Annotated in this window: 23 protein-coding genes; 15 read left to right on the top strand and 8 right to left on the bottom strand. The window is 68.5% G+C overall.

Annotation, left to right across the window (positions count from 1 at the left end; genetic code table 11):
• Positions 1-16: 16 nt before the first annotated feature.
• The 3 genes from CXY79_RS06625 to CXY79_RS06615 all read right to left on the bottom strand — a co-directional run bounded on the left by CXY79_RS06625 (position 17) and on the right by CXY79_RS06615 (position 2,164).
• Positions 17-469, bottom strand: a complete 453-nt coding sequence (locus CXY79_RS06625) for a succinate dehydrogenase hydrophobic membrane anchor subunit (RefSeq protein WP_104100347.1) — start codon at positions 467-469, stop codon at positions 17-19.
• A gap of 13 nt (positions 470-482) precedes the next feature.
• Positions 483-896, bottom strand: coding sequence for a succinate dehydrogenase, cytochrome b556 subunit (sdhC, locus tag CXY79_RS06620; RefSeq protein ID WP_104100346.1), 414 nt, complete (start codon positions 894-896; stop codon positions 483-485).
• A 113-nt stretch (positions 897-1,009) separates the two neighbouring features.
• Entirely contained in the window at positions 1,010-2,164 is a 1,155-nt protein-coding gene (locus tag CXY79_RS06615; protein ID WP_104100345.1) for a glycosyltransferase family 1 protein, read from the bottom strand.
• A gap of 79 nt (positions 2,165-2,243) precedes the next feature.
• Here CXY79_RS06615 and CXY79_RS06610 point away from each other — a divergent pair, with 79 nt between their 5' ends.
• The 10 genes from CXY79_RS06610 (at position 2,244) to CXY79_RS06565 (ending at position 12,669) form a co-directional block, all read left to right on the top strand.
• Positions 2,244-3,365 (top strand): mannose-1-phosphate guanylyltransferase, encoded by a 1,122-nt coding sequence (locus tag CXY79_RS06610; RefSeq protein ID WP_104100344.1) that lies wholly within the window; start codon positions 2,244-2,246, stop codon positions 3,363-3,365.
• Between the two features lie 212 nt (positions 3,366-3,577).
• Positions 3,578-4,672 (top strand): BMP family protein, encoded by a 1,095-nt coding sequence (locus CXY79_RS06605; RefSeq protein ID WP_104100343.1) that lies wholly within the window; start codon positions 3,578-3,580, stop codon positions 4,670-4,672.
• Positions 4,673-4,849: 177 nt separating this feature from the next.
• Entirely contained in the window at positions 4,850-6,370 is a 1,521-nt protein-coding gene (locus CXY79_RS06600) for an ABC transporter ATP-binding protein (protein ID WP_104100342.1), read from the top strand.
• Positions 6,367-7,635: an ABC transporter permease gene (locus CXY79_RS06595; RefSeq protein WP_166784761.1), complete on the top strand. Its 1,269-nt coding sequence runs from the start codon at positions 6,367-6,369 to the stop codon at positions 7,633-7,635. The genes CXY79_RS06600 and CXY79_RS06595 overlap by 4 nt, the downstream gene beginning before the upstream one ends.
• Complete coding sequence (locus CXY79_RS06590; protein WP_369827948.1) at positions 7,632-8,927, top strand: ABC transporter permease; 1,296 nt, start codon at positions 7,632-7,634, stop codon at positions 8,925-8,927. Before CXY79_RS06595 ends, CXY79_RS06590 begins: the two co-directional genes overlap by 4 nt.
• The gene (locus tag CXY79_RS06585; RefSeq protein WP_255409024.1) at positions 8,924-9,361 is read left to right on the top strand and encodes a cytidine deaminase; all 438 of its coding nucleotides are present in this window, start codon (positions 8,924-8,926) and stop codon (positions 9,359-9,361) included. The genes CXY79_RS06590 and CXY79_RS06585 overlap by 4 nt, the downstream gene beginning before the upstream one ends.
• Positions 9,362-9,363: 2 nt before the next feature.
• Entirely contained in the window at positions 9,364-10,677 is a 1,314-nt protein-coding gene (locus CXY79_RS06580; RefSeq protein WP_104100341.1) for a thymidine phosphorylase, read from the top strand.
• Positions 10,678-10,772: 95 nt separating this feature from the next.
• Positions 10,773-11,894 (top strand): adenosine deaminase, encoded by a 1,122-nt coding sequence (locus tag CXY79_RS06575; RefSeq protein ID WP_104100340.1) that lies wholly within the window; start codon positions 10,773-10,775, stop codon positions 11,892-11,894.
• Between the two features lie 41 nt (positions 11,895-11,935).
• Positions 11,936-12,400, top strand: a complete 465-nt coding sequence (locus CXY79_RS06570; RefSeq protein WP_104100339.1) for a PTS sugar transporter subunit IIA — start codon at positions 11,936-11,938, stop codon at positions 12,398-12,400.
• The gene (locus tag CXY79_RS06565) at positions 12,397-12,669 is read left to right on the top strand and encodes a PTS sugar transporter subunit IIB (protein ID WP_104100338.1); all 273 of its coding nucleotides are present in this window, start codon (positions 12,397-12,399) and stop codon (positions 12,667-12,669) included. The genes CXY79_RS06570 and CXY79_RS06565 overlap by 4 nt, the downstream gene beginning before the upstream one ends.
• A 113-nt stretch (positions 12,670-12,782) precedes the next feature.
• On the opposite strand, the gene CXY79_RS06560 is transcribed toward CXY79_RS06565, so the two are convergent.
• Together CXY79_RS06560 and CXY79_RS06555 are read right to left on the bottom strand one after the other, a co-directional pair.
• Positions 12,783-14,582, bottom strand: coding sequence for a phospho-sugar mutase (locus CXY79_RS06560; RefSeq protein ID WP_104100376.1), 1,800 nt, complete (start codon positions 14,580-14,582; stop codon positions 12,783-12,785).
• 128 nt (positions 14,583-14,710) lie between these two features.
• On the bottom strand, positions 14,711-15,544 hold the full coding sequence (locus CXY79_RS06555) for a purine-nucleoside phosphorylase (protein ID WP_104100337.1): 834 nt from the start codon (positions 15,542-15,544) through the stop codon (positions 14,711-14,713).
• Positions 15,545-15,735: 191 nt separating this feature from the next.
• On the opposite strand from CXY79_RS06555, the gene CXY79_RS06550 reads away from it, so the two are divergent.
• Positions 15,736-17,172 (top strand): NAD(P)H-quinone dehydrogenase, encoded by a 1,437-nt coding sequence (locus CXY79_RS06550; protein WP_104100336.1) that lies wholly within the window; start codon positions 15,736-15,738, stop codon positions 17,170-17,172.
• Between the two features lie 87 nt (positions 17,173-17,259).
• On the opposite strand, the gene CXY79_RS06545 is transcribed toward CXY79_RS06550, so the two are convergent.
• Both CXY79_RS06545 and CXY79_RS06540 read right to left on the bottom strand, forming a co-directional pair.
• Positions 17,260-19,065 carry a biotin carboxylase N-terminal domain-containing protein gene (locus CXY79_RS06545; RefSeq protein ID WP_104100335.1) on the bottom strand — a complete coding sequence of 602 codons (1,806 nt, stop codon included), beginning with the start codon at positions 19,063-19,065 and terminating at the stop codon, positions 17,260-17,262.
• A gap of 109 nt (positions 19,066-19,174) precedes the next feature.
• Positions 19,175-19,828: a nucleoside triphosphate pyrophosphatase gene (locus CXY79_RS06540; protein ID WP_104100334.1), complete on the bottom strand. Its 654-nt coding sequence runs from the start codon at positions 19,826-19,828 to the stop codon at positions 19,175-19,177.
• 45 nt (positions 19,829-19,873) lie between these two features.
• Here CXY79_RS06540 and CXY79_RS06535 point away from each other — a divergent pair, with 45 nt between their 5' ends.
• From CXY79_RS06535 to CXY79_RS06520, 4 genes are all read left to right on the top strand, one after another.
• Positions 19,874-21,187 (top strand): class I SAM-dependent RNA methyltransferase, encoded by a 1,314-nt coding sequence (locus tag CXY79_RS06535; protein ID WP_104100333.1) that lies wholly within the window; start codon positions 19,874-19,876, stop codon positions 21,185-21,187.
• Positions 21,188-21,266: 79 nt separating this feature from the next.
• Positions 21,267-21,953: a response regulator transcription factor gene (locus CXY79_RS06530; RefSeq protein ID WP_104100375.1), complete on the top strand. Its 687-nt coding sequence runs from the start codon at positions 21,267-21,269 to the stop codon at positions 21,951-21,953.
• Positions 21,940-23,238, top strand: a complete 1,299-nt coding sequence (locus tag CXY79_RS06525; protein ID WP_146068101.1) for a sensor histidine kinase — start codon at positions 21,940-21,942, stop codon at positions 23,236-23,238. The genes CXY79_RS06530 and CXY79_RS06525 overlap by 14 nt, the downstream gene beginning before the upstream one ends.
• Entirely contained in the window at positions 23,235-24,275 is a 1,041-nt protein-coding gene (locus tag CXY79_RS06520; RefSeq protein ID WP_104100331.1) for a hypothetical protein, read from the top strand. Before CXY79_RS06525 ends, CXY79_RS06520 begins: the two co-directional genes overlap by 4 nt.
• 406 nt (positions 24,276-24,681) lie before the next feature.
• Here CXY79_RS06520 and CXY79_RS06515 read toward each other — a convergent pair whose 3' ends face one another.
• A complete protein-coding gene (locus tag CXY79_RS06515) occupies positions 24,682-24,975 on the bottom strand; it encodes an acyl-CoA carboxylase epsilon subunit (RefSeq protein ID WP_233191318.1) in 294 nt (97 codons plus the stop codon).
• Positions 24,976-24,984: the final 9 nt, after the last annotated feature.

The following is a 24,984-nucleotide window of genomic DNA, read 5'->3' as shown; positions in this document are numbered from 1 at the left end:
TGGGTTTTAGCAGCTCCTAAATGGCCGAGCAAAACGAAGGAAGAAGATCGGCGGGCGAACCGGCCGGGCAAGGGTCGAACGTGAAGACCACGAGCGTGCCGAGCACGATCAGGATCACGACGGCCGCCAGGATGGCGGACTTCAGGATGCCGCGGGTCAGACGCTGCGTGGCGTAGTCGTTGACCAGCGTGCGCATGCCATTGCCGCCGTGGATCAGGGCGAGCCAGAGCATGAGAACGTCCCAGACCATCCAGAACGGGGTGGTCAGCTTGCCGGCGACGAAAGCAAAGTTGAGGGCGCTGACGCCCTCGCCGACCATCAGGTTGACGAAGAGGTGTCCGAAGATGAGCACGACCAGCACGACGCCGGAGACGCGCATGTAGATCCAGCCCCACTTCTCCCAGTTCACGCCGCGGGAGCGCGGCGCGCGGGAGTAGGGGCTGCGGGGAGCTTCGATTGTGGATGTCATGGCTCTCCCCGTTCTAGTGGCTGAACACGTTGATCAGGTGGCGCGGCACGAAGGCGAGCATCGTTACCACCCACAGGGCGACCACGACGTAGAACATGGCCTTCTGGTACTTGGCGTTCCAGAAGTCGATCAGGATGATCCGAATCCCGTTGAAGGCGTGGAACACGATGGCCCCGACGAGCGCGGTTTCGCCGAGGCCCATGATCGGCGTCTGATAGCTGCTGATGACCGCGTTGTAGGCCTCCGGGCTGACGCGCACCAGCGCGGTGTCCAAGATGTGAACCAGCAAGAAGAAGAAGATCGCAACACCCGTAATGCGGTGGAGGACCCACGACCACATGCCCTCACGGCCCCGATACAGGGTTCCGGCGGGGCGACGTGATGTCGTCTTCTGCTGGGATGTCAGTGTCGCTGCCTGCTCTGGCATGACCAACCCTCCCTGGCTGTGTGGCGGCCTCGACGAAGCTGGCCGACAATGCGCCGTGCGCGCATAGAACAATTATAAGTGTCTCTGTGCCGAGATAAAACGCGAATGTCCGGCTAGCGCTGCATTGACAGCGGAACCGCAACCAAGGCGCGAACGGCGGCTCGTTCGTCGACGACCTGCTCGTAATGCGCCAGCAGCGCGCCGCACACGTTTTCCCAGGATCGACCGAGCACGCTCCGTCGTCCCGCCTCGCCCATCCGCCGCCGCAGCGCAGGGTCCAGGACCAGCCGGGCGACGCAGCGGCGCAGGTCTCTCTCGTCGTCCGGAATGAAGAGGAAACCGTTTTCACCGTGGCTGACCAGGTCGATCGGGCCGCCGGCCCGCGGTGCGACGACCGGCAGCCCGGCGGCGTGCGCCTCCTGCAGGGTCTGGCCGAAGGTCTCCTCGGTGCCCGCGTGCAGGAACAGGTCGAAGCTCGCGTAAGCCCGGGCGAGATCCGCCCCGTCCAGGCGGCCGAGCCAGGTCACCGGCATCCCGGCGAGCTCCCGCTCGAGCGCCGGCCGCGACGGGCCGTCGCCGACGAGGGCGAGACGGATGCCGGGCAGCCCGCGCAGGGCCCGGAACCTCTCCACCTGCTTCTCCGGTGCCAGGCGGCCGACGTAGCCCACGACGACCTCCCCGTTCGGGGCCAGCCGGCTCCGCAGCGCCGACGCCTCCGGGTCGGATCTCCGGTTGGGGTGGTAGCCGACCAGGTCGACGCCGCGGGTCCAGTGCGCCAGCCGCCGCAGGCCGATGCGGCGCAGGTCCGCCATCGACGCGGAGGAGGGAGCCAGGGTGAGGTCGGCTCCCTCGTGCACCCACTTGACGAAACGCCAGACGGACTGCGCGGCCGGGCCGAGCCGGTTGCGGCGGGCGTAGCCGGCGACATCCGTCTGGAAAACGGCGACGCTGGGAACGTCCTGCCGGTTCGCGGCCGCGATGCCCTGTGCGCCGAGCAGGAACGGCGACGCAGCGTGCAGCACGTCCGGGGCGAAATCGGCCAGCAGGCGGTGCACCTGCGGGCTGGGCATTCCCACCGGGAACTGCCGGTAGCGTGCCGCGGGAACACCGTGCACGGGGAACCCGGCGTACTCGGCCGGGGCGCCGGCCGGGGCGATGACCATCGCGTCGTGGCCCGTGCGGGAAAGATGCTCGAGCACCTTGCACACGCTCGTGGTGACTCCGCTGACCGTGGGCAGAAAACTTTCGGTGATGAGTGCAACCCTCATGAGGGTGACCCTAGGCACGCCCTCCGGCGGGCAGGTGAACGCACCGTGAACGGCGTGGACCGGGCGGTAGTCTGGCCGAATGCTGCCTTCCACGGAACCACTCGATCGTTTCTACAGCGTGATTCCCGCCGGTGGGATCGGATCCCGGCTGTGGCCGCTGTCCCGCGCCGACGCCCCCAAATTCCTGCACGACCTGACCGGCTCCGGCCAGACCCTGCTCCGGGCCACCTGGGATCGCCTCGCACCTCTGTCGGGCGAGCAGCGCATCATGGTGGTCACCGGCCGCGCGCACCGCGCCGCCGTCGAGGAGCAGCTCCCCGAGCTCGCCGACCTGAACGTGGTGCTCGAAAGCGAGCCGCGCGAGTCCACCGCCGCCATCGGCCTGGCCGCGGCGATTCTGGAGAAACGCGAACCGGGCGTCATCATCGGCTCCTTCGCCGCCGACCACGTGATCAAGGGACACCACCTGTTCCGCCAGGCGGTCGCCGAGGCCGTGCGCGCCGCCGACGCCGGCTACATCGCCACCATCGGCATTCAGCCCACGGAGCCGGCCGTCGGCTTCGGCTATATCAAGACCGCCGGCGCGCTGCACATTGCCGGCGCCGCCAGCGCCCTGTCGGTGGACTCTTTCGTGGAGAAGCCCGACCTTGCCACCGCCCAGGACTACCTGGCCAACGGCACCTATTTCTGGAACGCCGGCATGTACATCGCCCGCGCCGACCGCCTGCTCGAAGAGATCGGGGCGTCCGAGCCCGAACTTCTCGCCGGGCTGCTCGAACTGGCCGAGGCCTGGGATACCCCGCGCCGCGGCGCCGTGGTCGACCGCGTCTGGCCCCGCCTGAAGAAGATCGCGATCGACTACTCGGTCGCCGAACCGGCGGCCGCCCGCGGCAGGCTCGCCGTGATCCCCGGCCAGTTCGACTGGGACGACGTGGGTGACTTCGCATCGATCGCGAAAATCCACGCCAACGGCCGCAAGCGCGATCTCGCCATTCTCGGCGACGGTGCCCGGGTGCTTGCGGACTCCTCGAGCGGGATCGTGGTCAGCCACACCGGGCGCATGATCGCCCTGATCGGCGTCGAGGACATCGTCGTGGTCGACACCCCGGACGCCCTCCTCATCACCACCAGCGCCAACGCGCAGAAGGTCAAGGCCGTCGTCGACGCGCTAAAGCTGTCCGGCAGCAACGACGTGCTCTAATCGGCATCAAACCCCCCGATCGAGGGCATTTTCGGGCCCGATTCGGCCGGGGCGTCCGGCGGGCCTCCCGCGGACCAGTATCGCGTCTTGATAACCTTTCGCCCACGGGCCCGTTTTGCTCCTCTGAGCAGAGAATCATTCGATAGCGTGTAAACCAATACAGCCCCTTGCGAACCCGCGCCGGGCGACCATTGGAGGTCATTTTGACAATCATGAAACGACGGGTCGCATTCAGCGGCCTTGCCACGTTGGGCGTCGTGGCCCTTCTCGCAGCCTGTGCGCCGGCGCCGACCGATGAGGGAACCGCTGGTGGCGGTGCCGAATCCGACTACCTGCCCTGCATCGTCTCCGACTTCGGCGGCTTCGACGACAAGTCCTTCAACCAGTCCAGCTTCGAGGGCATCACCAAGGCCTCCGACGAGCTCGGCATCGAATTCCAGCAGGCCGAGTCCAAGTCGGAAGACCAGTACGGCCCGAACGTCTCGAGCATGGTCGACCAGGGTTGCGACTTCGTCCTCACCGTCGGTTTCGCCCTCTCCAACGCCACCCGCGATGCCGCCCAGGCCGCGCCCGACACCAACTTCGCGCTGATCGACTCCGCGCTCTCCAATGACGACTTCAGCCCGCTGACGCTCGACAACGTGAAGCCGGTGCTGTACGACACGGCGCAGGCCGCGTTCCTGGCCGGCTACCTGGCCGCGGGCACCACCAAGACCGGAGTCGTCGGCACCTACGGCGGACTCCAGTTCCCGTCGGTCACCATCTTCATGGACGGCTTTGTCGACGGCGTCGCGTACCACAACGAGAAGAAGGGCACCGACGTCACCGTCAGCGGCTGGGACAAGGCCACCCAGACCGGCCTGTTCGCCGGTGGCTTCGACGACATCAACCAGGGCAAGGCGCTCAGCACCACTCTGATCGACGCCGGCGCTGACATCATCCTCCCGGTCGCCGGACCGCTCTTCCAGGGCACCGCGCAGGCCATTCAGGACTCCGGCAAGGACGTCGCCATCATCGGTGTCGACAGCGACCTGTTCGAGACCACGCCCGAGTTCGCATCGCTGTACCTCACCTCGGTACTCAAGCAGATGACGGATGCCACCGAGCAGATCATCCTCGACGACGCTGAGGGCGACTTCTCGTCCACCCCCTACGTCGGCACGCTCGAGAACGAGGGCGTCGACATCGCCCCGCTCCACGACTGGGAGTCCAAGGTCGACCCCGCGGTCATGACCGAGATCGAGGCCATCAAGGCCGACATCATCAGCGGTGCTCTCAAGGTTGAGTCGCCCGCGACCCCGAAGTAGCACCGAAGCAGCACTCAGACGCAGTCGGGGAGGCACGCATCTTGCGGGCCTCCCCTCTTGCGTCAGTGGGCGGATGTCGTCGGCCGGGATGCCTGCACACCCAAGCGAACGGTGCCACCCCGCCAACATATGAGCAAGAGCGTCAACTTTCGCTCGTCACTGAATAGAATCGACGACATGAAGCTCGAACTTCGAGGCATTACGAAGCGATTCGGTGCCCTGGTCGCGAATGACCACATTGACCTCACCGTCGAGGCCGGAGAAATCCACGCACTGCTCGGCGAAAACGGCGCGGGGAAATCCACCCTGATGAACGTGCTCTACGGCCTGTACCGGGCCGAGGAGGGCGATATCCTCCTCGACGACGTGGTGCAGCACTTCAGCGGCCCCGGCGACGCCATGGCCGCCGGCATCGGCATGGTGCACCAGCACTTCATGCTCATCCCGGTGTTCACCGTCGCCGAGAACGTCATGCTCGGGCATGAGGAGACCAAGGCGGGCGGTCGCCTCGACCTGCCCGCGGCCCGCAAGCACGTGCGCGAGATCTCCCGACGGTTCGGGTTCGACGTCGACCCGGATGCGCTCGTCGAAGACCTCCCCGTCGGCGTGCAGCAGCGGGTCGAGATCATCAAGGCGCTCTCGCGCGACGCGAAGGTGCTCGTCTTCGACGAGCCCACCGCCGTGCTCACGCCGCAGGAGACCGACGAGCTGATGGTCATCATGCGCCAGCTCAAGGCGAGCGGTACCTCCATCGTGTTCATCACCCACAAGCTGCGCGAGGTGCGCGAAGTCGCCGACCGGATCACCGTCATCCGTCTGGGCAAGGTCGTCGGCGAGGCGTCCCCGACCGCGAGCAACGTCGAGCTGGCCACCCAGATGGTCGGCCGTGCGGTCGACCTCACCGTGGACAAGTCCCCGGCACTGCCCGGTGAGGTGGTTCTGTCGGTGAAGAACCTCACCGTGCTGGGCCCGCACGGCCAGATCCTGGTCAACAACGTCAGCTTCGAGGTGCACAAGGGCGAGATCCTGGCCATCGCCGGGGTGCAGGGAAACGGCCAGACCGAACTCACCGAGGCGATGATGGGGCTCCAATCGCGGGTCTCCGGGGAGATCACCCTCGACGGCAAGTCGCTGCGCGGGCATTCGGTGCGCCAGGTACTCGACGCCGGAGTCGGATTCGTGCCGGAAGACCGCAACGAAGACGGACTGGTCGGTGAGTTCACCATCGCCGAGAACCTCATGCTCGACCGCTCGAACAAGCTCCCCTTCGTCAAACGGTGGAACGTGCAGCGGGCCTTCCTCGCCGCGTTCGCCGAAAAAAAAGTCACGGAGTTCGACGTGCGCGCCCAGGGCATCGAGACCCCGGTCGGCAAGCTCTCCGGCGGCAACCAGCAGAAGGTCGTGCTCGCCCGCGAGCTCGGCCGCGATCTGCGCCTCTTCGTCGCAGCCCAGCCCACCCGCGGGCTCGACGTCGGCTCGGTGGAGTTCGTCCACGAACGCATCGTGGCCACCCGGGATGCCGGCACGCCCGTGATCGTCATCTCGACGGAGCTCGACGAGGTGGCAGCCCTCGCGGACCGGATCATGGTCATGTACCGCGGTCGCATCGTCGGCATCGTTCCCGGTGACACGCCGCGCGCCGTACTCGGTTTGATGATGGCCGGCGAAACGCCCGCCGGAGAAGGAGCTGCCGCGTGAGCGCGACACAGGGTCCCACGACCGAGTCAGGAACGCCGTCAAGCCCGGCCCCCGAACAGCCGTCCCGCTGGAACCAGGCGTTTCGCGAGATCACCACCGGCAACGCGATCATCTCCGTGCTCGCCGTCGTGCTCGCGCTCTTCGTCGGCGGCATCATGATCGCCTTCACCAACGAGGGCGTTCAGGAAGCCGCAGGCTACTTCTTCTCCCGGCCCGGCGACCTGCTGCGGGAAGTCTGGTATTCCGTGTCCGGCGCCTACTCGGCCCTGTTCCAGGGGTCGGTCTACAACTTCCGTCGACCGAGCTTCGCCGCCGGCATCAAGCCGCTCACCGAGACGCTCACCTTCGCGACCCCGCTGATCATGGCGGGGCTCGGCGTGGCGCTGGGCTTCCGGGTGGGCATGTTCAACATCGGTGGCCGCGGCCAGATGCTGATCGCCGCCGCCCTCGGCGGCTGGGTCGGTTTCGCCGTCGACCTGCCCTACGGCCTGCACATGGTCGCGGCCCTCGTGGCCGGCGTGCTCGGCGGCGCCCTCTGGGGTGGGATCGTGGGTCTGCTCAAGGCCCGCACCGGCGCCCATGAGGTGATCACCACGATCATGCTCAACTACGTCGCGTTCTACCTGGTCAGCTACCTGCTGCGCGAGGGCTTCCTGAAGACCCCCGGATCGAACAACCCGAAGAGCCCGGCGACGAAGGTCACCGCGGTCTTCCCCGACCTTCTCGGCTCGACGTACTCGCTGCACTTCGGCTTCATCCTGGCCATCGCCGCCACGGTTTTCACCTGGTGGCTGCTGTCCCGGTCGAACCTGGGCTTCCAGTTCCGGGCCGTGGGACTGAACCCCCACGCGGCGCGCGTCGCCGGCATCAGCGTCAAGCGCATCTACGTCTACGCGATGCTGTTCTCGGGCGGACTGATCGGCCTGGCCGGCATCAACCAGGTGCTCGGAACCACGACCAGCGGTTTCGGCGCCGGACTGGACTCCGGCATCGGCTTCGATGCGATCACGGTCGCGCTGCTGGGCCGTTCCAAGCCCTGGGGTGTGTTCGCCGCGGGCATCCTGTTCGGCGCGTTCAAGGCCGGCGGTTTCTCGATGCAGGCGGCCGAGGGTGTGCCGATCGACATCGTGCTCGTCGTGCAGTCACTGATCGTGCTTTTCATCGCGGCTCCGCCTCTCGTGCGGGCCATCTTCCGACTGCCGGCCCCGGGCTCCGCGCCCCGCCGGGCACTGCCCAACGTTTCCCAGGAGGTGGCTGCACAGTGAGCACCGTTGCCCCGGCCGTCCAGCCCGTATCGTCGACCGCCGACGATCGCCCCGACTTCAAAATCGTGAAGAGTTGGAAGTCGCCCATCGCCCTGGCGATTTTCACCGTCGTCGCCTTCGCGCTCTTCGTGGCCTTCGGCCGCGAGGGCGTCAGCACCATGCGGCTCTCCACCTCGAGCGACCTGATCCAGCTTCCCGATCTCCTGCTGCCCACCCGGCTGACCGGCATCGTCATCAGTGTGCTGCTGCTTGTGATCACGGGCGTGAGCGTGTGGCTGGTGCAGTCCCGGCGTCAGGTGCCGATCTGGCTTATCTCCGTCTACGCGGTGCTCTTCCTGATCGGATTCCTGGTCTGGGCCGCCGCCGGCGAGTCCATCCCGGTGCCCGGGCTGCTGTTCGGTTCGCTCAGCCTGGCTGTACCGCTGATCTTCGGTGCTCTCGGCGGTGTCATCTCCGAACGGGTCGGCGTGGTCAACATCGCCATTGAGGGGCAACTGCTCGCCGGGGCGTTCACCTCGGCCATGGTGGCGTCCCTGACCAACCAGCCCATCCTCGGCCTCGTCGCGGCCATGTTCGCCGGCGTTCTCGTTTCGATGGTGCTCGCCTCGTTCTCGATCAAGTACTTCGTCGACCAGGTCATCGTCGGTGTCGTGCTCAACGTTCTCGTGATCGGCGTCACCGGTTTCCTTTACTCCCAGGTGATGGCGCCCAACGCGGCCCTGCTCAACCAGCCGCCTCGATTCGAGCGGATCAACATCCCGCTGCTCAGCGAGATCCCGATCATCGGACCGGTCTTGTTCCGGCAGACCCTGATCGTCTACATCATGTATGTGGCCGTCGCCTTGGTGTACTACGGCATCTTCCACACCCGGTGGGGCCTGCGCCTCCGCAGCGTGGGCGAGCACCCCCAGGCGGCAGACACCGTCGGCATCAACGTCGGCCGCACCCGGTTCTGGAACGTGTCGCTCGCCGGCGCGATCGTCGGCCTCGGCGGCGCCTACTTCACCCTCGGTTCGGTGGGCGCTTTCGGCAAGGAGATGACCGCCGGAGCCGGCTTCATCGCGCTGGCCGCCGTGATCTTCGGCCGTTGGGATCCGATCCGGGCCACGCTGGCCGCCCTCCTGTTCGGGTTCGCGAGCAACTTGCAGAACGTGCTCAGTGTCATCGGTTCGCCGGTGCCGAGCGAGTTCATGCTCATGCTGCCGTACCTGATCACCATCGCCGCCGTTGCCGGGTTCGTCGGAACGTCGCGGGGACCGGCGGCATCCGGCAAGCCCTACATCAAATCGTGACCGGCGTGAGCCACGGCGCCTCGCCAGCGGCCGGCGACATCGACTGGGCGGCGCTGCGGGAGGCCGCGACGACGGCGATGGCCCAGGCCTATGTGCCGTACTCGAAGTTCCCGGTCGGCGCCGCGGCGCAGGTCACCGACGGTCGTGTGATCAGCGGATGCAACGTGGAGAACGCCTCCTACGGGCTCACCCTCTGCGCCGAATGCGCCCTCGTCTCCGTGCTGCACCTGACCGGGGGAGGCCACCTCGTCGCGTTCACCTGCGTCGACGGCAACGGCCGAACGCTGATGCCCTGCGGCCGCTGCCGCCAGCTGTTGTACGAACATTCCGCGCCCGGCATGCTGCTGGAGACGGTGTCGGGTGTGCGCACCATCGATGAAGTGCTGCCGGACGCCTTCGGGCCGAGGCAGCTCGCCGAATATCAGGAAGAGTAGCTGTGAGCACCAACGAGAACCGTATCGAGGCCTTCGACGCCGTGGACCTGATCCATGCCAAGCGTGATCGGGGCGAGCTCAGCACGCCGCAGATCGACTGGCTGATCGACGCGTACACGCGCGGTTACGTCGGCGACGAGCAGATGGCCGCCATGACCATGGCGATCTTCCTGAACGGCATGAATCGCCGGGAGATCAAGGATCTCACCATGGCGATGCTGAGCAGCGGCGAGCGGATGAGCTTCGCCGGACTCGGCAAGCCGACCACCGACAAGCACTCCACCGGCGGCGTCGGCGACAAGATCACCCTGCCGCTGATGCCACTCGTGGCGGTCTTCGGTGCGGCCGTGCCGCAGCTGTCCGGCCGCGGCCTCGGCCACACCGGCGGCACCCTCGACAAGCTCGAATCCATCCCCGGCTGGCGTGCGCACCTCACCAACGAGGAGATGTTCGCGCAGCTGCAGGAATTCGGCGGCGTGATCTGCGCCGCCGGCGGCGGTCTGGCCCCGGCCGACGGCAAGCTCTACGCGCTGCGCGACATCACCGGCACCGTCGAGGCGATCCCGCTGATCGCGTCGTCGATCATGTCGAAGAAGATCGCGGAGGGCACCGGCGCCCTCGTCCTGGACGTGAAGTTCGGGTCGGGCGCGTTCCTGAAAGACATCGAACGGTCCCGGGAGCTCGCCCGCACCATGGTCGCCCTCGGCGAGGACGCCGGCGTGGCGACATCCGCTCTGCTCACCAATATGAACGTGCCGCTCGGGCTCGCGATCGGAAACGCCAACGAGGTGCGTGAATCGGTCGAGGTTCTCGCCGGCGGCGGGCCGGCGGATGTCGTCGAGCTCACCGTGGCCCTGGCCCGGGAGATGCTCGCTCTGGTGGGCATCACCGACGTCGACGTGGAATCCGCTCTCACGGACGGACGCGCCATGGACAAGTGGCGCGACGTGATCCGTGCCCAGGGCGGCGATCCCGACGCCCCGCTGCCCGTGGCCCGCGAGACCCACGTCGTCACCGCCCTGCGCGACGGTGTGCTCGTCGAGCAGCAGGCGCTGCCGTTCGGCATCGGCGCCTGGCGCCTCGGCGCCGGCCGCGCCCGCAAGCAAGATCCGGTGCAGCACGCCGCCGGCATCGACCTGCACGCCAAGCCGGGCGATACCGTGCGCGCCGGCCAGCCCCTGTTCACCCTCAGTGCCGACGAACCCGAGCGCTTCGCGCGGGCCCTGGAGGCCGTGGACGGCGCATATCGCATCGGCGACCCCGGCGAGCCCGTGCAGGACGGCGGCCCGCTGATCGCCGAGCGCATCGGCCGCTGAACCGCCCGCCGGTCTCGGCCCGTGCATCTGAACGGATGTGCGGGCCGGCTCAGCCAGCAGTGTGACTCTCAGCACCCAGCCGGTAGATTAGGGAGGTGAACACGAGCCCTGAGGACTACCTGCTGCCCGGTGCCGGCACGAGCATCAACGCACTGCCGAAGATCTCCCTGCACGACCACCTCGACGGCGGCCTGCGCCCGCAGACCATCATCGAGCTGGCCGGCGCGGTCGGGCTGGCGCTGCCGGCGACGGATGCCCGATCGCTCGGCTCCTGGTTCAGCACCCAGGCCGACTCCGGCACCCTGGTCGACTACCTGAAGACTTTCGACGTCACCGTCGGCGTGATGCAGACCCGCGAGGCCCTGGTGCGCGTGGCCCGCGAATTCGTGGAGGACCTCGCCGCCGACGGCGTGATCTACGGGGAGATCCGCTGGGCCCCCGAGCAGCACCTGGCCCGCGGCCTCACCCTCGACCAGAGCGTCGAGGCGGTGCAGGAGGGCATCGAGGCCGGCATCGCGCTGGTCGCGGGTGCCGGGTCCCGCATTCGGATCGGCCAGCTGATCACGGCCATGAGGCATGCCGAGCGCAGCCTGGAGATCGCGGAACTCGCCGTGCGGCATCGTTCCAACGGGGTTGTCGGCTTCGACATCGCCGGGGCCGAACTGGGGTTCCCGGCCCACCACCACCGGGACGCGTTCGACTTCCTCGCGAAGGCCTTCCTGCCCGTCACCGTGCATGCGGGCGAGGCTGACGGGTTGGAGAGCATCCGCGGGGCACTCTACGACGGCCGGGCATTGCGCCTGGGCCACGGCGTGCGTCTCGCCGAGGAAATCGTGATCGGCCGCGAAGACGCGGAGAACACCTATGTCACGCTCGGCCCGGTGGCGCAGTGGGTGCGCGACCGCGACATCGCCCTCGAGCTCAGCCCGTCGTCCAACCTGCAGACCGGCGCAATCGCCGCGTGGGGCGCGGACCTGCTCGACCACCCCTTCGACCTGCTCTACCAGCTGGGCTTCCGGGTCACGGTCAACACCGACAACCGCCTGATGAGCAGCACCACCCTGACCCAGGAACTCGCGCTGCTCAGCGATGCGTTCGGCTACGACATCGACGACCTCGAGGTCTTCCAGCTCAACGCGGCGCAGGCCGCGTTCCTTCCGCTCGACGAACGCGAAGAGCTGGCGGACGCCATCGTCGCCGGTTTCGAAAGCGCCTGAGCGACTCGCGAAAGCCGACCCCCTACCCCGTGAAAGTTCCCATGCCCCTTCCGCCCCTGCCCCTCGAAGCCATCGCGATCGGCGTCCACGTCGACGACTGGCGCGGCGCGGTGGCCGCCGCCGGTGACGCCCTCGAGCGCTCCGGCGCCACCGCCCCCGAATACACGAAGCGCATGATCGCCGTCATCGAGGAATTCGGTGCCTACGTGGTCATCGCCCCCGGGCTGGCGCTCGCGCACGCCCGACCCGGACCCGATGTGCACACCGAGGGTCTCAGCATCGTGACCCTGGCCGACCCGGTCGCGTTCGGACATCCGCACAACGACCCGGTCAGCGTGGTGCTCGGGCTCGCCGTCACCAGCTCCGACGAGCACGTGCTGCTCGTGGCCGAGCTGGCCAACGTCTTCAACGACGCGCACGTCATCCCCTCGCTCGCCGCGGCCACGGATGCCGACGCCATCCGCGCCCTGCTCGGCGTGCCGACCGCAACCGAGGAGCCCTCATGAAGATCGTCGCACTCTGCGGGGTGGGAGTGGGAACCTCCGCCATCCTCAAAATCAACGCCGAGCGCGCGCTCAAACGCCTCGATATCGAAGCTTTCGTCACGGCCACCGACATCGCCGGGGTGAGCACGGTCGGGGCGGATGCCCAGGTCATCCTGACCTCGTCGGAGCTGGTCGACGCCATCGGCAAGACCAATGCCGATATCGTCGTGATCGACAACTACTTCGATGTGGACGAGCTCACCGCCAAGCTGGAGACCGCCCTGGGCTGACGCCCTCGCGGCGGTGCGCTGCAGCTGCGCCGTTACGCGCGAGGCACGCCACCCGCGCAACGGCGCAACACCCGCGCGCCGTGCGAACGGATGCTGCACCGCGTTTCGCGGGGCTACGCGATCAGGTCGCGCATGCCCCGGTCGAGCTCCGCGAGGGTTGCCTCGGCGGCGGCCCGGCGTTCGGCGACCGTGCCGACGGAACTGCTGGTGTCGAGGTAGACCTTGAGCTTGGGCTCGGTGCCGCTCGGGCGCACCATGACGCGGGAGCCGTCGGCCAGCCGGATGCGCAGCACGTCGCTGGGCGGCAGGCCGTTGAAGCCCCCGGAGAGGTCGTCGATGTGGTCGACGGCGATGCTGCCGACGAAGACCGGGGGTGTCTCGCGCAGCCGCGCCATGACCTGCTCGATCTCGGTCAGGTCGGTGACGCGCACCGAGATCTGGCCGGAGGCGAAGTGGCCGAAGCGTTCACTGAAACGGTCGAGGTGCTGGGCGAGGGTGACGCCCTCCGCCTTCAGATTGCTGACCAGGGAGAGCAGCGCCACGGCGGCGGAGATGCCGTCTTTGTCGCGCACGGTCTCGGGGTTAACGAGGTAGCCGAGGGCCTCCTCGAAGCCGAAGATCAGGTCGGGCGCGCGCGATACCCACTTGAAGCCGGTGAGGGTGTCGGTGAACCGCAGCCCGTAAGCCTTCGCCACGGCCTCCAGCGCCGGGGTGGAGACGATGGAGCACGCGAGGGTGCCGGTGGCGCCGCCGTCACCGGTGACGCTCGCGGCCAGTTCCGCGGCTCGCCAGCCGAGGATCGCCCCGACCTCGTTGCCGCTGAGGCGCCGGTACCCGTCGGGGGACCCCTCTTGCGGGATGGCGATCGCAAGGCGGTCGGCGTCGGGGTCGTTGGCGATGATCAGCTCGGCGCCGGTCTCACGGGCCGTCTCGTAGGCGAGGTCCATCGCGCCGGGTTCTTCGGGGTTGGGGAAGGAGACAGTGGGGAAGGCGGCATCCGGGGCGATCTGGGCGTCGACGAGCGTGGGAAGATCGAAGCCGGCGGCTTGAAGCACCCGGCGGGTGGTGTCCCAGCCGACGCCGTGCAGGGCCGTGTAAACCGTGTTGACCTGCGCGAGGGGCCGGCGGGCAAGACCTGCCGTCGCGTCGATGTAGGCCTGCACGATCGACTCGGGCGCCGTCTCGTAGGGTGCCCGGGGCAGGTCGGGAACCCGTTCCTCCGCGGCGACGCGCAGGATCTCGGCCGCGATCGCGGCGTCGTCGGGCGAAACGATCTGGGAGCCTTGGTTGGCGCCGCCCAGGTAGACCTTGTAGCCGTTGTCGTTGGGCGGGTTGTGCGAGGCGGTGACCATGATGCCCGCGCCGACGTCGAGGTGGCGCACAGCGAACGCGAGCACGGGGGTCGGTAGTAAACGGGGGAGCAGGATGGCGCGTACCCCGGCACCGGCCATGATCGCGGCCGAGTCAGTGGCGAAGACCTGCGAGTTCTTGCGCCCGTCATAGCCGATGACGACCGAGGGGACCCGGCCCGGGGCGGCGTTCTTCGTCAGGAACGCGGCGAGGCCGGCGGCTGCCTGGCAGACGAGTACGCGGTTCATCCGGTTGGAGCCTGCGGCGATGGCGCCGCGCAGACCCGCCGTGCCGAAGGCGAGGCGCTCGTCGAAGCGGGCGTGCAGCTCCGCGAGTGCGACGGCGTCGCCGTCGCCGGCCCCGCGCAGCAGGAGGCGCAGCTCGGCCTGGGTCTCGGGATCGGGGTCCTGGCTGAGCCAGGCATTGGCCACGGCGATCACGGTCGGCGTGGCAGCCGCGGCCGGAGCGGAGTCGGTGCCGGTCTCGCTGCCGCTCACGGCATCCGTGCTGGTGCCGGTGCCGGTGCCTGTGTCGTCGTCGGCGCCGATGGTGTTGATGACCATCGTGTCGGGCAGGACTGTTTCGGTGGCGCCGGTGCCGGTGGCGGCATCGGCACCGGCAGCGGACGCGGGAGCAGCGTCGGCGGCGGCGGAATGCCGGCCGGTGATCTGCGGGTCGGTATTGTCGAGGCTCACAGTGCGGCCACGATCCGGGCGAGGAGCGCGCTGATGACGGGCTCGGCGAGCTTTCCGGCCTCGAGCACCTCCGAGTGGCTGAGCGGGTCCTGCTGGATTCCGGCCGCGAGGTTGGTGATCAGCGACAGACCGAGGATCTCCATGCCCGACTGGCGGGCGGCGATCGCCTCGAGGGCGGTCGACATGCCGACGATGTGGCCGCCGATGACCTTGGCCATCTGCACCTCGGCCGGCGTCTCGTAGTGCGGGCCGCGGAACTGGCAGTACACGCCCTCGTCGAGCGATGGGTCGATGGTGCGGGCCAGGTCGCGCAGGCGGCGCGAGTAGAGGTCGGTCAGGTCGACGAACGTCGCGCCCTCGAGGGGCGAGTCGGCGGTGAGGTTGATATGGTCGCTGATCAGCACGGGGGTGCCGGCTTTCCAGGTCTCCCGGATGCCGCCGGCACCGTTGGTGAGGATCATGGTCGTCGCGCCGGTGGCGGCGGCGGTGCGCACGCTGTGCACGACCCGGCGCACGCCGTGGCCTTCGTAATAGTGCGTGCGGGCGCCGATGAGGAGGGCGCGCTTGCCGCTGGGCAGCAGCACCGAGCGCAGCGTGCCGGCGTGGCCGGCCAGGGCGGGTGCACTGAAACCGGTGATGTACTGCGCGTCGAGGGTGTGCGTGGTCTCGCCGATGAGATCGGCGGCCTTGCCCCATCCGCTGCCCAGGGTCAGGGCGATGTCGTGGCGGGCTACGCCCGTGGCTTCGGCGATTTCAGAAGCGGCGGTCCGTGCAACATCAAACGGATCGGTTTCTGGCGCGTCAAGCAAGTTATTGTCGGTCTTCAGCATCCCCCTACTCTAATTGCCCGCCGATTTCGGGACCGTTCCCTTGTTCAATTCGACGGAGATTTTGGGATTTCACGGCGAAAAAGAGGCCTGAACGTCAATTTTGGGCAGAATCTCCGTCGAATTGGTTCGTCGACGGGGGAGCGGAGCCCCGGGGTTTGGCGGCGGGCGCGCCGGGGCAGGAGAATATGAGCATGGCCTACGACTTCGAACGCAAGCAGCGCATCGCTATCCTCGGCGGAGGCCCCGGCGGGTACGAGGCCGCCCTGGCCGGCGCTCAGCAGGGCGCCGAGGTCACCCTGATCGAGCGTGTCGGCGTCGGCGGTTCGGCCGTGATCACGGACGTCGTCCCGTCCAAGTCCCTCATCGCGACGGCCGAGGCCACCAACTCGATCCACGACGCGACCGAGCTCGGCGTACAGCTGTTCGTGCGCGGCGAAAAAGGCAAGCCGGCCCGCCCCGAGGTGGCCATCAACCTCGCCGCGGTCAACAAGCGGCTCCTGGCACTGGCCCGCCAGCAGTCCGAAGACATGAAGTCCACCCTCATGCGCGCCGGGGTCAACCTGGTGCACGGCCACGGCCGGCTGGACGGTACCAGCGGCGTGATCGTGTCCACGGCCGAAGACGGCTCCGGCACGGACTTCGACCGGATCGAGGCCGACACGATCGTCGTCTCCGTCGGGGCAACCCCGCGCATCCTGCCCACCGCGCTCCCCGACGGCGAGCGCATCCTTACCTGGACGCAGCTCTACAACCTGCGGGCCGTACCCGATCACCTTATCGTCGTGGGCTCCGGGGTGACCGGGGCCGAATTCGCCTCCGCCTACCGCGCCCTCGGTGCCAAGGTCACCCTGATTTCCAGCCGCGACCGCGTGCTGCCCGGTGAGGACGCCGACGCCGCGAACGTGGTCGAGAACGTATTCAAGCGCAACGGCATGGTCGTGCTCAGCAAGTCCCGCGCCGAGTCCGTCGTGCGCACGGTGGGTGGAGTGCTGGCCACGCTGGCCGACGGCCGAACCGTCGAGGGTAGCCACTGCCTGATCGCGGTCGGGTCCGTGCCGAACACGAAGGGCCTCGGCCTCGAGGAAGCCGACGTGCAGCTCACCGACTCCGGTCACATCCGGGTGAACCGGGTCGCGCGCACGTCGATGCCGAACATCTACGCGGCCGGGGACTGCACGACCGAGCTGCCGCTGGCATCCGTCGCCTCGATGATGGGCCGCACGGCCGTGTTCCACGCCATGGGCGACGCGGTCAACCCGATCGAGATTCGCAACGTCGCGGCCAACATCTTCACGCAGCCGGAGATCGCCACGGTCGGCTGGACCCAGAAGCAGATCGAGGACGGCCTCACTCGCGGCAGCATCTACAAGCTCCCGCTCGCTTCGAACCCTCGGGCCAAGATGATGGGCATCAAGGACGGCTTCGTGAAGCTGTTCGCCACCACCACCACCGGCACCGTCATCGGCGGCGTGATCGTGGCCCCTAAGGCCAGCGAACTGATCTTCCCGCTCGCCCTGGCCGTGGAGCACCGGCTCACCGTCGACGAGGTCGCACGAGCGTTCCCGGTCTACCCGTCGCTGACGCATTCGATCACGGATGCCGCCCGCGCCATGCACATCGTGCTCTGACGCCTTCGAGAGACACCACAAACGAAAGAAAAGACAACGCCCTCGTTCTTGGAACGAGGGCGTTGACGTGTCAGCCGGTGACGCGGGTCAGGCGTCCACGGCTTCCACGGCGTCCACGGCTTCAACGGCGTCCATGACGGCCATCAGCAGGAAGCCAGAGGCCACGGTCGCGCCGATGATCGCCCCCACGTTGCCGACGATGCCGTCCTTGTGGGCGGTCAGTGGTTGCTCCATCTTCATGGCCTCCAGCACCAGCAGCAGATCACCCTTGACGACGAGGTCGCCCTCGGCCACGGCCAGCTTCACGATGGTCGCCTGCATCGGGGCGTGTACGGCGTCGCCGGTGGCCGAGCTGACGGAGGGGGAGCCGCCGCGCCGACGGGGTGCCGGGCCGGCCGTGTTCTCGGAGGCGGCGCCGGGCAGCAGGCGGACCGGCAGACTGACCTCGATCCGTCGCCCCTCCACCTCGACGACGACGTTGTGGCGCTTAGCGGGGCCGGTCAGCACTTCCGGCGAGCCGTTCCACGGCTCGATGTCGTTGACGAACTCGGTTTCGATCCACCGGGTGAAGATCGTGAACGGCTCACCGTCGGCGGGGGCGAACGCGGGGTCGCGCACGATCCGGCGGTGGAACGGCAGCACGGTGGGGAGACCCGCGACCTCGAACTCGTCCAGGGCCCGGCGGGAACGCTCGAGCGCTTCCTCGCGGGTGGCGCCGGTGACGATGAGCTTTGCGAGAAGGGAGTCGAACGAACCCGAGATGACGTCGCCGGCGGTGACGCCGCTGTCCACGCGCACCCCGGGGCCCCCGGAGGGCTTGAAGACGTGCACGGGGCCGGGGGCCGGCATGAAGCCGCGGCCGGCATCCTCGCCGTTGATGCGGAACTCGAAGGAGTGTCCGATCGGCTCCGGGTCGGGGTAGTCGAGGCGACCGCCCTCGGCCAGGCGGAACTGCTCGCGCACCAAATCGATTCCGGTCACTTCCTCGGACACGGGATGCTCGACCTGCAGCCGGGTGTTGACCTCCAGGAACGAGACGGTGCCGTCCTGGCCGATCAGGAACTCGCAGGTGCCGGCGCCCACGTAGCCGACCTCGGCGAGGATCGCCTTGGACGCGCGATACATCTCGTTACGCTGCGCGTCGGTCAGGAACGGCGCGGGGGCCTCCTCGACCAGCTTCTGGTGGCGGCGCTGCAGGGAACAATCGCGGGTGGAGACGACGACGACCGTGCCGGATGCGTCGGCGAGGCACTGGGTCTCGACGTGGCGCGGCTTGTCCAGGTACTTTTCGACGAAGCATTCGCCGCGACCGAACGCGGCAATGGCCTCGCGGGTGGCGGAGTCGAAGAGCTCGGGCACCTCCTCGCGGGTGCGGGCGACCTTGAGGCCGCGACCGCCGCCGCCAAAGGCCGCCTTGATCGCAACCGGCAGGCCGTGGAGGTCGACGAAATCGAGCACCTCCGCGGCATCCGCCACCGGGTTGAGGGTGCCGGGCGCCATCGGCGCATGCACCTTCTCGGCGACGTGCCGTGCGGAGACCTTGTCGCCGAGCTTCTCGATGGCGTCGGGGGAGGGGCCGATCCAAATCAGGCCGGCCCCGATCACGGCGCGGGCGAAGTCGGCGTTCTCGGCGAGGAACCCGTAGCCGGGGTGCACGGCATCGGCGCCGGACCGTCGGGCCACGGAGAGCAGCTTTTCGATGACGAGGTAGGTGTCGGCGCTCGTGGTTCCGTCGAGACCGTAGGCCTCGTCGGCCAGATGCGAATGCATCGAGTCGCGATCCTGGTCAGCGTAGACGGCAACCGAGGCAATGCCGCTGTCTTTTGCGGCTCGGACCACCCGGACGGCGATTTCGCCCCGGTTTGCGATGAGGACCTTCGTTATTGGGGGCACAGTGCCCTAGCTTATGGGGCAGAGCGACCGGGTTTTTGGTTCTCTCCCACAAAAAGAGGCCGGAGAAAGGTGCGGATGCCTACAAACAACCTCGAAAACCAGCAATCTGTCAGTTGTCGGTGCGGTTCCACAGGCTCGGCCACGCGTGCCCGAGACCGGTCACCAGCCGGCGCAGCGTCGGCAGCGAGAGCCCGACGACGGTGGACGGATCCCCGCTGATGTGGGTGATGAACGGCGCCCCTAGGCTGTCGATGGTGAAGGCCCCGGCCACGAGCAGAGGCTCGCCGGTGGCGATATAGGCGTCCAGCTCCGCATCCTCGATGTCGTCGGCGAAGGTGACGTCCGCGACGGCGACGGCGCCGACACCGCGCCCGGCCACGCCGGCCGAGTGGTCGATCAGCCAATGGCCCGAATACAGCTGCCCGGTTCGGCCGCGCTGCAGGTGCCAGCGTTCGCGCGCCTTCTCGGCGGTGTGCGGCTTGCCGTAGATGACGTCGTCGATCACGAAGACCGAGTCGCCGCCGAGCACGAGGCCGTCGGTGATGTCGCCGCTGTCGGTCAACACGCGGGACACGGCCTCCGCCTTGGCCCGCGCCAGCAGCTCCACGACCCGGTGGGGAGTCAGCGGTCCGCCGCCCGACCGGGCCGCGTCGGCGGCGACCACGTCCTCGTCGACGTCGGGCGCAACTGTGACAGGTTCGATCCCCGCGGTGCGCAGCAGCATAAGCCGGGCCGGAGACGTGGACGCCAGGTACAAGCGCATGGGTTTCCTTCGGTGGGGGTGCACGCGGTGTGGGATCATCGAAGGATGGGCTCCAGCAATGACATTCAGGCAGATTCGAACGGGCACTCCGCAGAAGTGGGCACGGAACTCGAACTTGACGTCACCAACGTAGCCCACGGCGGCATCTTCATCGCCCGGCACGAGGGCCGCGTGGTCTTCGTGAGTGACACACTGCCGGGGGAGCGCGTGCGCGCCCGGCTGACCTCGGCCAGCCACAAAAGCTTCTGGCGGGCGGAGACCGTCGAAGTGCTCACCCCGGCACCGGAGCGTCAGCCGCACATTTGGGCCGCTGCCGCCCTCGACCGCGACCCCGTCGACCGCGCCGGCGGCGCCGAGTTCGGCCACATCGAGCTCGGTTTCCAGCGCGAGCTGAAGCGCCAGGTTTTGGCTGACGCCTTGAAACGGATGGCCGGTATCGAGTCCGAGGTCATGGTCGAGCCGGTCCCGGTCGGCCCCAACGCCTCGCCCGGCGACGCCGCCGACGGCACCGGCTGGCGCACGCGCGTGCGCCTGCACGTGGACGAGGACGGCTCTGTCGGCCCTTATGCCGCCCGCTCGCACCGGGTGATCCCGGTCGGCGACCTGCCGCTGGCCGACCGCCTGCTCGAGGCGGCCGCACCGCTGGACAAAATGTTTCCCGGCGCCGCATCCGTCGACATCGTCGCCCCGAGCCTGGGCACCGTGCAGATCCTGGTGGCGGAGCAGGATGACAAGGGCCGACGCCGGCACACCCCGAAAACGCTGATCCGCGAGGTTGTGGGCGAGCGCGAGTTCCGCCTCGACGCCGCTGGGTTCTGGCAGGTGCACACCAGCGCCGCCGAGACCCTCTACTGCGCGGTGCAGGACATCATCGACGCGGACGCCTTCGACCCCCGGGCCGCGAACCTGGACCTCTACGGCGGGGTCGGCCTGCTCGCCGCCGCCGTGGGCGACCGGTTCGGCAGCACGGTGCGCATGACCAGCGTCGAGAGCGACCCGCAGGCCACGGACTTCGCGGCTGAGAACCTCGCCGAGTGGGTGGGGGCCAGCGTGCAGACCTCCCGCGTCGACCGGTTCCTGAACGCGCTCGTGCGCGATTCGAGCTCCGCCGAGAAGGCTCGCCAGTCGGCCGCCACGGTGATCCTCGACCCGCCACGCTCCGGCGCCGGCAAGGAGGTCATCGACCTGCTCGGCGCCGTGGAACCGGCCCAGATCGTCTACGTGGCCTGTGACCCCGTCGCCCTGGCCCGCGACATCGCCCTCCTCGCCGGTCACGGGTACATCCTGCGCCGGCTGCGTGCCTTCGACCTGTTCCCCAATACCCACCATGTCGAAGCCGTCGCGCTCCTGTCCCGGTAGCTATCGTTGACCTGTACGACAACGTGAGGATGTAGGAACCGTGAACCAGCCAGCAACACCTCTCCCCTCGGCCCCGGGAATTCCCGGCGCCCTCGAACTCGGCCATCCCGTGCGGGTGGGCATCGCCGACGATCACGAGTCGGTGCGCCTGGGCATCAAGGCGGCCTGTGAGAACGTCGGCTACGAGGTCGTCTTCACCGCGCCCACCGTGCAGGAGCTCGTGAACGGCATCGACGGCCGTGCCGTAGACGTCATCGTGTTGGATCTGTCGCTGGGCGATGGATCCCGCGTCACCGACAATGTGCACCGTGCCCAAAGCACGGGCGCGTCGGTCCTCGTGCACAGCATCGCCGATCGGGTCGCCCTGGTGCGCGAGGCGCTTGCCGCGGGCGCGGCCGGCGTCATCCCCAAATCGTCCCCCACCACCACGGTCATGGCGGCCGTCGCATCCGTGGCCCGCGGCGACGTTCTCAACAACCTCGAGTGGGCCACGGCCATCGACGCCGACCGCGACTTCGCCAAGGCCCAGCTCGGCCGGCGCGAACGTGACGTGCTGCACCTCTACGCGTCGGGGCTCCCCCTCAAAATGGTGGCGATGCAGCTTGGCATCGCGCACTCGACCGCCCGTGAGTACCTCGACCGGATCCGGGTGAAATACGTGGAGGTCGGCCGTCCGGCACCCACCAAGGTGGACCTGCTCCGGCGCGCCGTCGAAGACGGAATCCTGCCGGGCCTCGACCCGGATGGCGGAGATGCCCGCGGGTAAGCCCGCGGGCTCCGGCCCTCTGGGCTCCACCGCGGCGCACTCGGACGCCGAGCTGCTCGATTCCGACCCGATCGTGGGGCCCAAACAGCCGCGCAACCCGATCAGCCGCACCCGGATCGAAGTCGTGGCCTCGCGTTCCGTCGCCGGCGTCGGCGTGGTCTTCGCCCTCCAGGCGATGCCGATCATGCTCGCGCAGGCCCCGGTGCGGGTGCCGGTTATGGGTTTGCTCGCGCCGCTGCTGCTCGGTCTGTCGCTGGCGGCGGTCGTGGTGGCCGCCGTGACCAAGGTCGGGGTGCGGGCATCCGCCGGAACCGTGGCGATGCTCTATCTGGCGGCGCTGCTGGCCTGGCCCATGCTGATGCGTGACCCCGCGGCCGTGCTCGACGGCAAACCGTGGCTCTGGTACATGTGCACCATCGCAACGGCCTGCGCCGCTCTGGCCTTCCCGGTGTTCTGGGCCGTCATCTACACGGTGGTCGTGCCGATCGTCTACGGCGTGGTGCGGTCGACACCGTCCGGCGGCGACGCCGATGTTCTTCTGTCGTCTCTGGACACGGTCTACGCGATAATCCTCGGCCAGGTCATCCTGATCATCATCTTCATGCTGCGGCAGACGGCCCTCGCGGTCGACAACGCGCAGACCAACGCGCTGCACCAGTATGGGAACGCCGTGCGGCAGCACGCGACGGAGGTCGAGCGCGTGCAGGTCGACTCGATCGTGCACGACAGCGTGCTGGCCACGTTCCTCGCCGCGGCCGCGGCCGGCAGCCCGAAGGCGGCCGAGCTGGCCTCCGGCATGGCCTCTGATGCCCTCACCCGGCTCAACGACGCCGCCATCGTGCCCGCCGGTGACGACAGCACGGTTGCCTTCAGCGAGCTCAGTGCGCAGATCCGGGCCGCCGCCGACCGGCTGCCGGTGCCGTTCACCGTCGACGAGTGCGAGATCGACGGGTTGCGCCTCCCGGTCCACGCGAGCGAGGCGATCCTCGCCGCCAGCATGCAAGCCATGGTGAACAGCGTCCAGCATGCCGGCACGCCGAGCTTCGAGCCCGACCGCGCCCTCACGATGAGCGGGAACGCCCGGGGGGGCTGCACCATCACGATCGCCGACACCGGCGTGGGCTTCGACCCGAAGCTTGTGCCGGCGGAACGGCTCGGACTGCGCATCTCGATCCAGGACCGGGTGGCCAGCGCCGGCGGATCCGTGCGCGTGCGCGCCGGGGTGGGCCGCGGAACGACGATCACCATCGAATGGCCGCCGGCCCAGGAAGGACGTTCCGAGTGATCACCGTTCCGCGCGGACTCGTGCTCTCCCTGGCCGCAATGTTCTCCGCCTACCACATCGTGCTCGGCTTCTACTCGCTGGGCCAACCGCGCAGCCCGGTGCCGGCGATCCTGGCGCTGCTCGTCTACGGTGTGGCGACCGTGCTCAGCCTCTGGCCGACGAGCCCGATGCGGATGCCGGTGTGGCTGGCGTTCTTCAACGTCGCTGTTTGTGCGATGCTGCCGCTGCTCGTGGGGAGCCAGCTCGACGGCTCCGTCGACAACGGCTACGCCACCTGGAATGTCGCGGCCGTGGGCACCCTGATGACCATTACCGCCACCCGCCGGCGCCCAGGCCTGGCCTGGGTCGGCGCCGCGACGCTGGTCGTGCACACGATTTTCTGGGCTGGCCCGGCGGCCCTGGGCTCCATGGGCGTCATCGGCAGTGTGGTCTGGGTCGCGGTCGCGGTCATCCTGGCGCGGGCGCTGGCCAAGGCAGGCCGCGACGCCCGGCAGTACGCCCTGGCCGAGCAGGAAGCCACCGAGTGGCAGGCCGCCCAGGACGCGCACCTCTACGAGCGCCAGGTTCGGCTCGCCCAGACCATCCGGCTTGCGGCCCCGATGCTGCGCCGGATCATCGACCAGGGCGGGGTGCTGAACGACGAGCAGCGTCAGGAGTCCCGCTACCTGGAGGCGGCTGTGCGGGACGAGATCCGCGGACGGAAGCTGCTCAATGACGCCGTGCGTGACGCGATCATGGCCGCGCGTCGCCGCGGCGCCATCGTCACCCTGCTCGACGAGGGCAGTATCGACGACATCCGCGGCGCGGAGCTGGAATCGGTGCTCAACACTCTGGCGACCGCGATCGACTCCACCCTGGCGGACACGATCATCGCCCGGACCGCCGGCGACGGGTCCGCGACCGCGGTCACCGTGGTGGGTCTCAGCAGCGCAGACGCGAAGCTGATCGCCCTCGGCCAGGAGTCACCGGAGCCTGAGGTGCACCTGTGGCTGGAGATCCCGCGTAACCCGGTCCTGACGTCCTCCGGCCCGGGCTAGCTGGTCAGCACGCGGAGCACCGTGCGCCGAGCGCACACCAATTCGACGGAGATTTTCGTCTGCAACCACTTTTTCGGAGTGTTTGGGGCCGTTTTCCTCAAAATCTCCGTCGAATTCGTTCGAGACGGGGTTACACCCGGGCCACGCCGGGGCCACGCCCGGGCCACGCCGGCAAATGCGAAAGGGACCAACCGTGGTTGATCCCTTTCGACTTTCGTGCCAGGGCGACAACCCGAATGTCACCCTGACGCGCCCCCAAAACCCGACTGCTTACCCTAGTCGACGGGCTTTAGTCGTGAACTCTTAAGAGCATCACCGAGCAATGCCAATACTGGTCGAACCGGTTCGGTAAAAAAAGTCGGCATTTAGGGGGACCGGGAGCCCCCGACGGTTGGGAACCGAAGGGTCAGGCCGAGAATCCGCGCCAGCGGCCTGCGCCGGGGGTCAGAGCCACCCGGACACTGCGCTGGCTGCGCTGCCACGCGCTCTGGCCGCGCACCGGCGCCTGGCGCAGGTTGTCGCCCTCCTCGCGCACCAGGCCGTGCAGCACGGCCGACACGGCGGCCGCCTCGGTGGGGGAGACGCCGCGGGTCAGGAAACGCAGCCCGGGCACCGGGGGAACCTCGGGCGACGCAGACTCGGTCTCCTCGGCTGAGCTCGGGGCGCTCGGGGCGCTCGTAACATTCGATGAATCGGTCATAGCACCCGC

It is taken from the genome of Cryobacterium sp. M96 (genome assembly GCF_002929845.1).
In the GTDB taxonomy this organism is placed as follows: domain Bacteria; phylum Actinomycetota; class Actinomycetes; order Actinomycetales; family Microbacteriaceae; genus Cryobacterium; species Cryobacterium sandaracinum.
This window is presented reverse-complemented; position numbering and strand designations above follow the sequence as displayed.

Bases quoted from the DNA above. Each gene is read 5' to 3' on its own strand.
- sdhC (WP_104100346.1), bottom strand. From the start codon at position 896: ATGCCAGAGCAGGCAGCGACACTGACATCCCAGCAGAAGACGACATCA.
- CXY79_RS06525 (WP_146068101.1), top strand. From the start codon at position 21,940: ATGCCCGCGGGTAAGCCCGCGGGCTCCGGCCCTCTGGGCTCCACCGCG.
- CXY79_RS06540 (WP_104100334.1), bottom strand. From the start codon at position 19,828: ATGCGCTTGTACCTGGCGTCCACGTCTCCGGCCCGGCTTATGCTGCTG.
- CXY79_RS06565 (WP_104100338.1), top strand. From the start codon at position 12,397: ATGAAGATCGTCGCACTCTGCGGGGTGGGAGTGGGAACCTCCGCCATC.
- CXY79_RS06610 (WP_104100344.1), top strand. From the start codon at position 2,244: ATGCTGCCTTCCACGGAACCACTCGATCGTTTCTACAGCGTGATTCCC.
- CXY79_RS06625 (WP_104100347.1), bottom strand. From the start codon at position 469: ATGACATCCACAATCGAAGCTCCCCGCAGCCCCTACTCCCGCGCGCCG.
- CXY79_RS06535 (WP_104100333.1), top strand. From the start codon at position 19,874: ATGGGCTCCAGCAATGACATTCAGGCAGATTCGAACGGGCACTCCGCA.
- CXY79_RS06515 (WP_233191318.1), bottom strand. From the start codon at position 24,975: ATGACCGATTCATCGAATGTTACGAGCGCCCCGAGCGCCCCGAGCTCA.
- CXY79_RS06550 (WP_104100336.1), top strand. From the start codon at position 15,736: ATGGCCTACGACTTCGAACGCAAGCAGCGCATCGCTATCCTCGGCGGA.
- CXY79_RS06570 (WP_104100339.1), top strand. From the start codon at position 11,936: ATGCCCCTTCCGCCCCTGCCCCTCGAAGCCATCGCGATCGGCGTCCAC.
- CXY79_RS06615 (WP_104100345.1), bottom strand. From the start codon at position 2,164: ATGAGGGTTGCACTCATCACCGAAAGTTTTCTGCCCACGGTCAGCGGA.
- CXY79_RS06605 (WP_104100343.1), top strand. From the start codon at position 3,578: ATGAAACGACGGGTCGCATTCAGCGGCCTTGCCACGTTGGGCGTCGTG.
- CXY79_RS06560 (WP_104100376.1), bottom strand. From the start codon at position 14,582: ATGGTCATCAACACCATCGGCGCCGACGACGACACAGGCACCGGCACC.
- CXY79_RS06600 (WP_104100342.1), top strand. From the start codon at position 4,850: ATGAAGCTCGAACTTCGAGGCATTACGAAGCGATTCGGTGCCCTGGTC.
- CXY79_RS06555 (WP_104100337.1), bottom strand. From the start codon at position 15,544: ATGCTGAAGACCGACAATAACTTGCTTGACGCGCCAGAAACCGATCCG.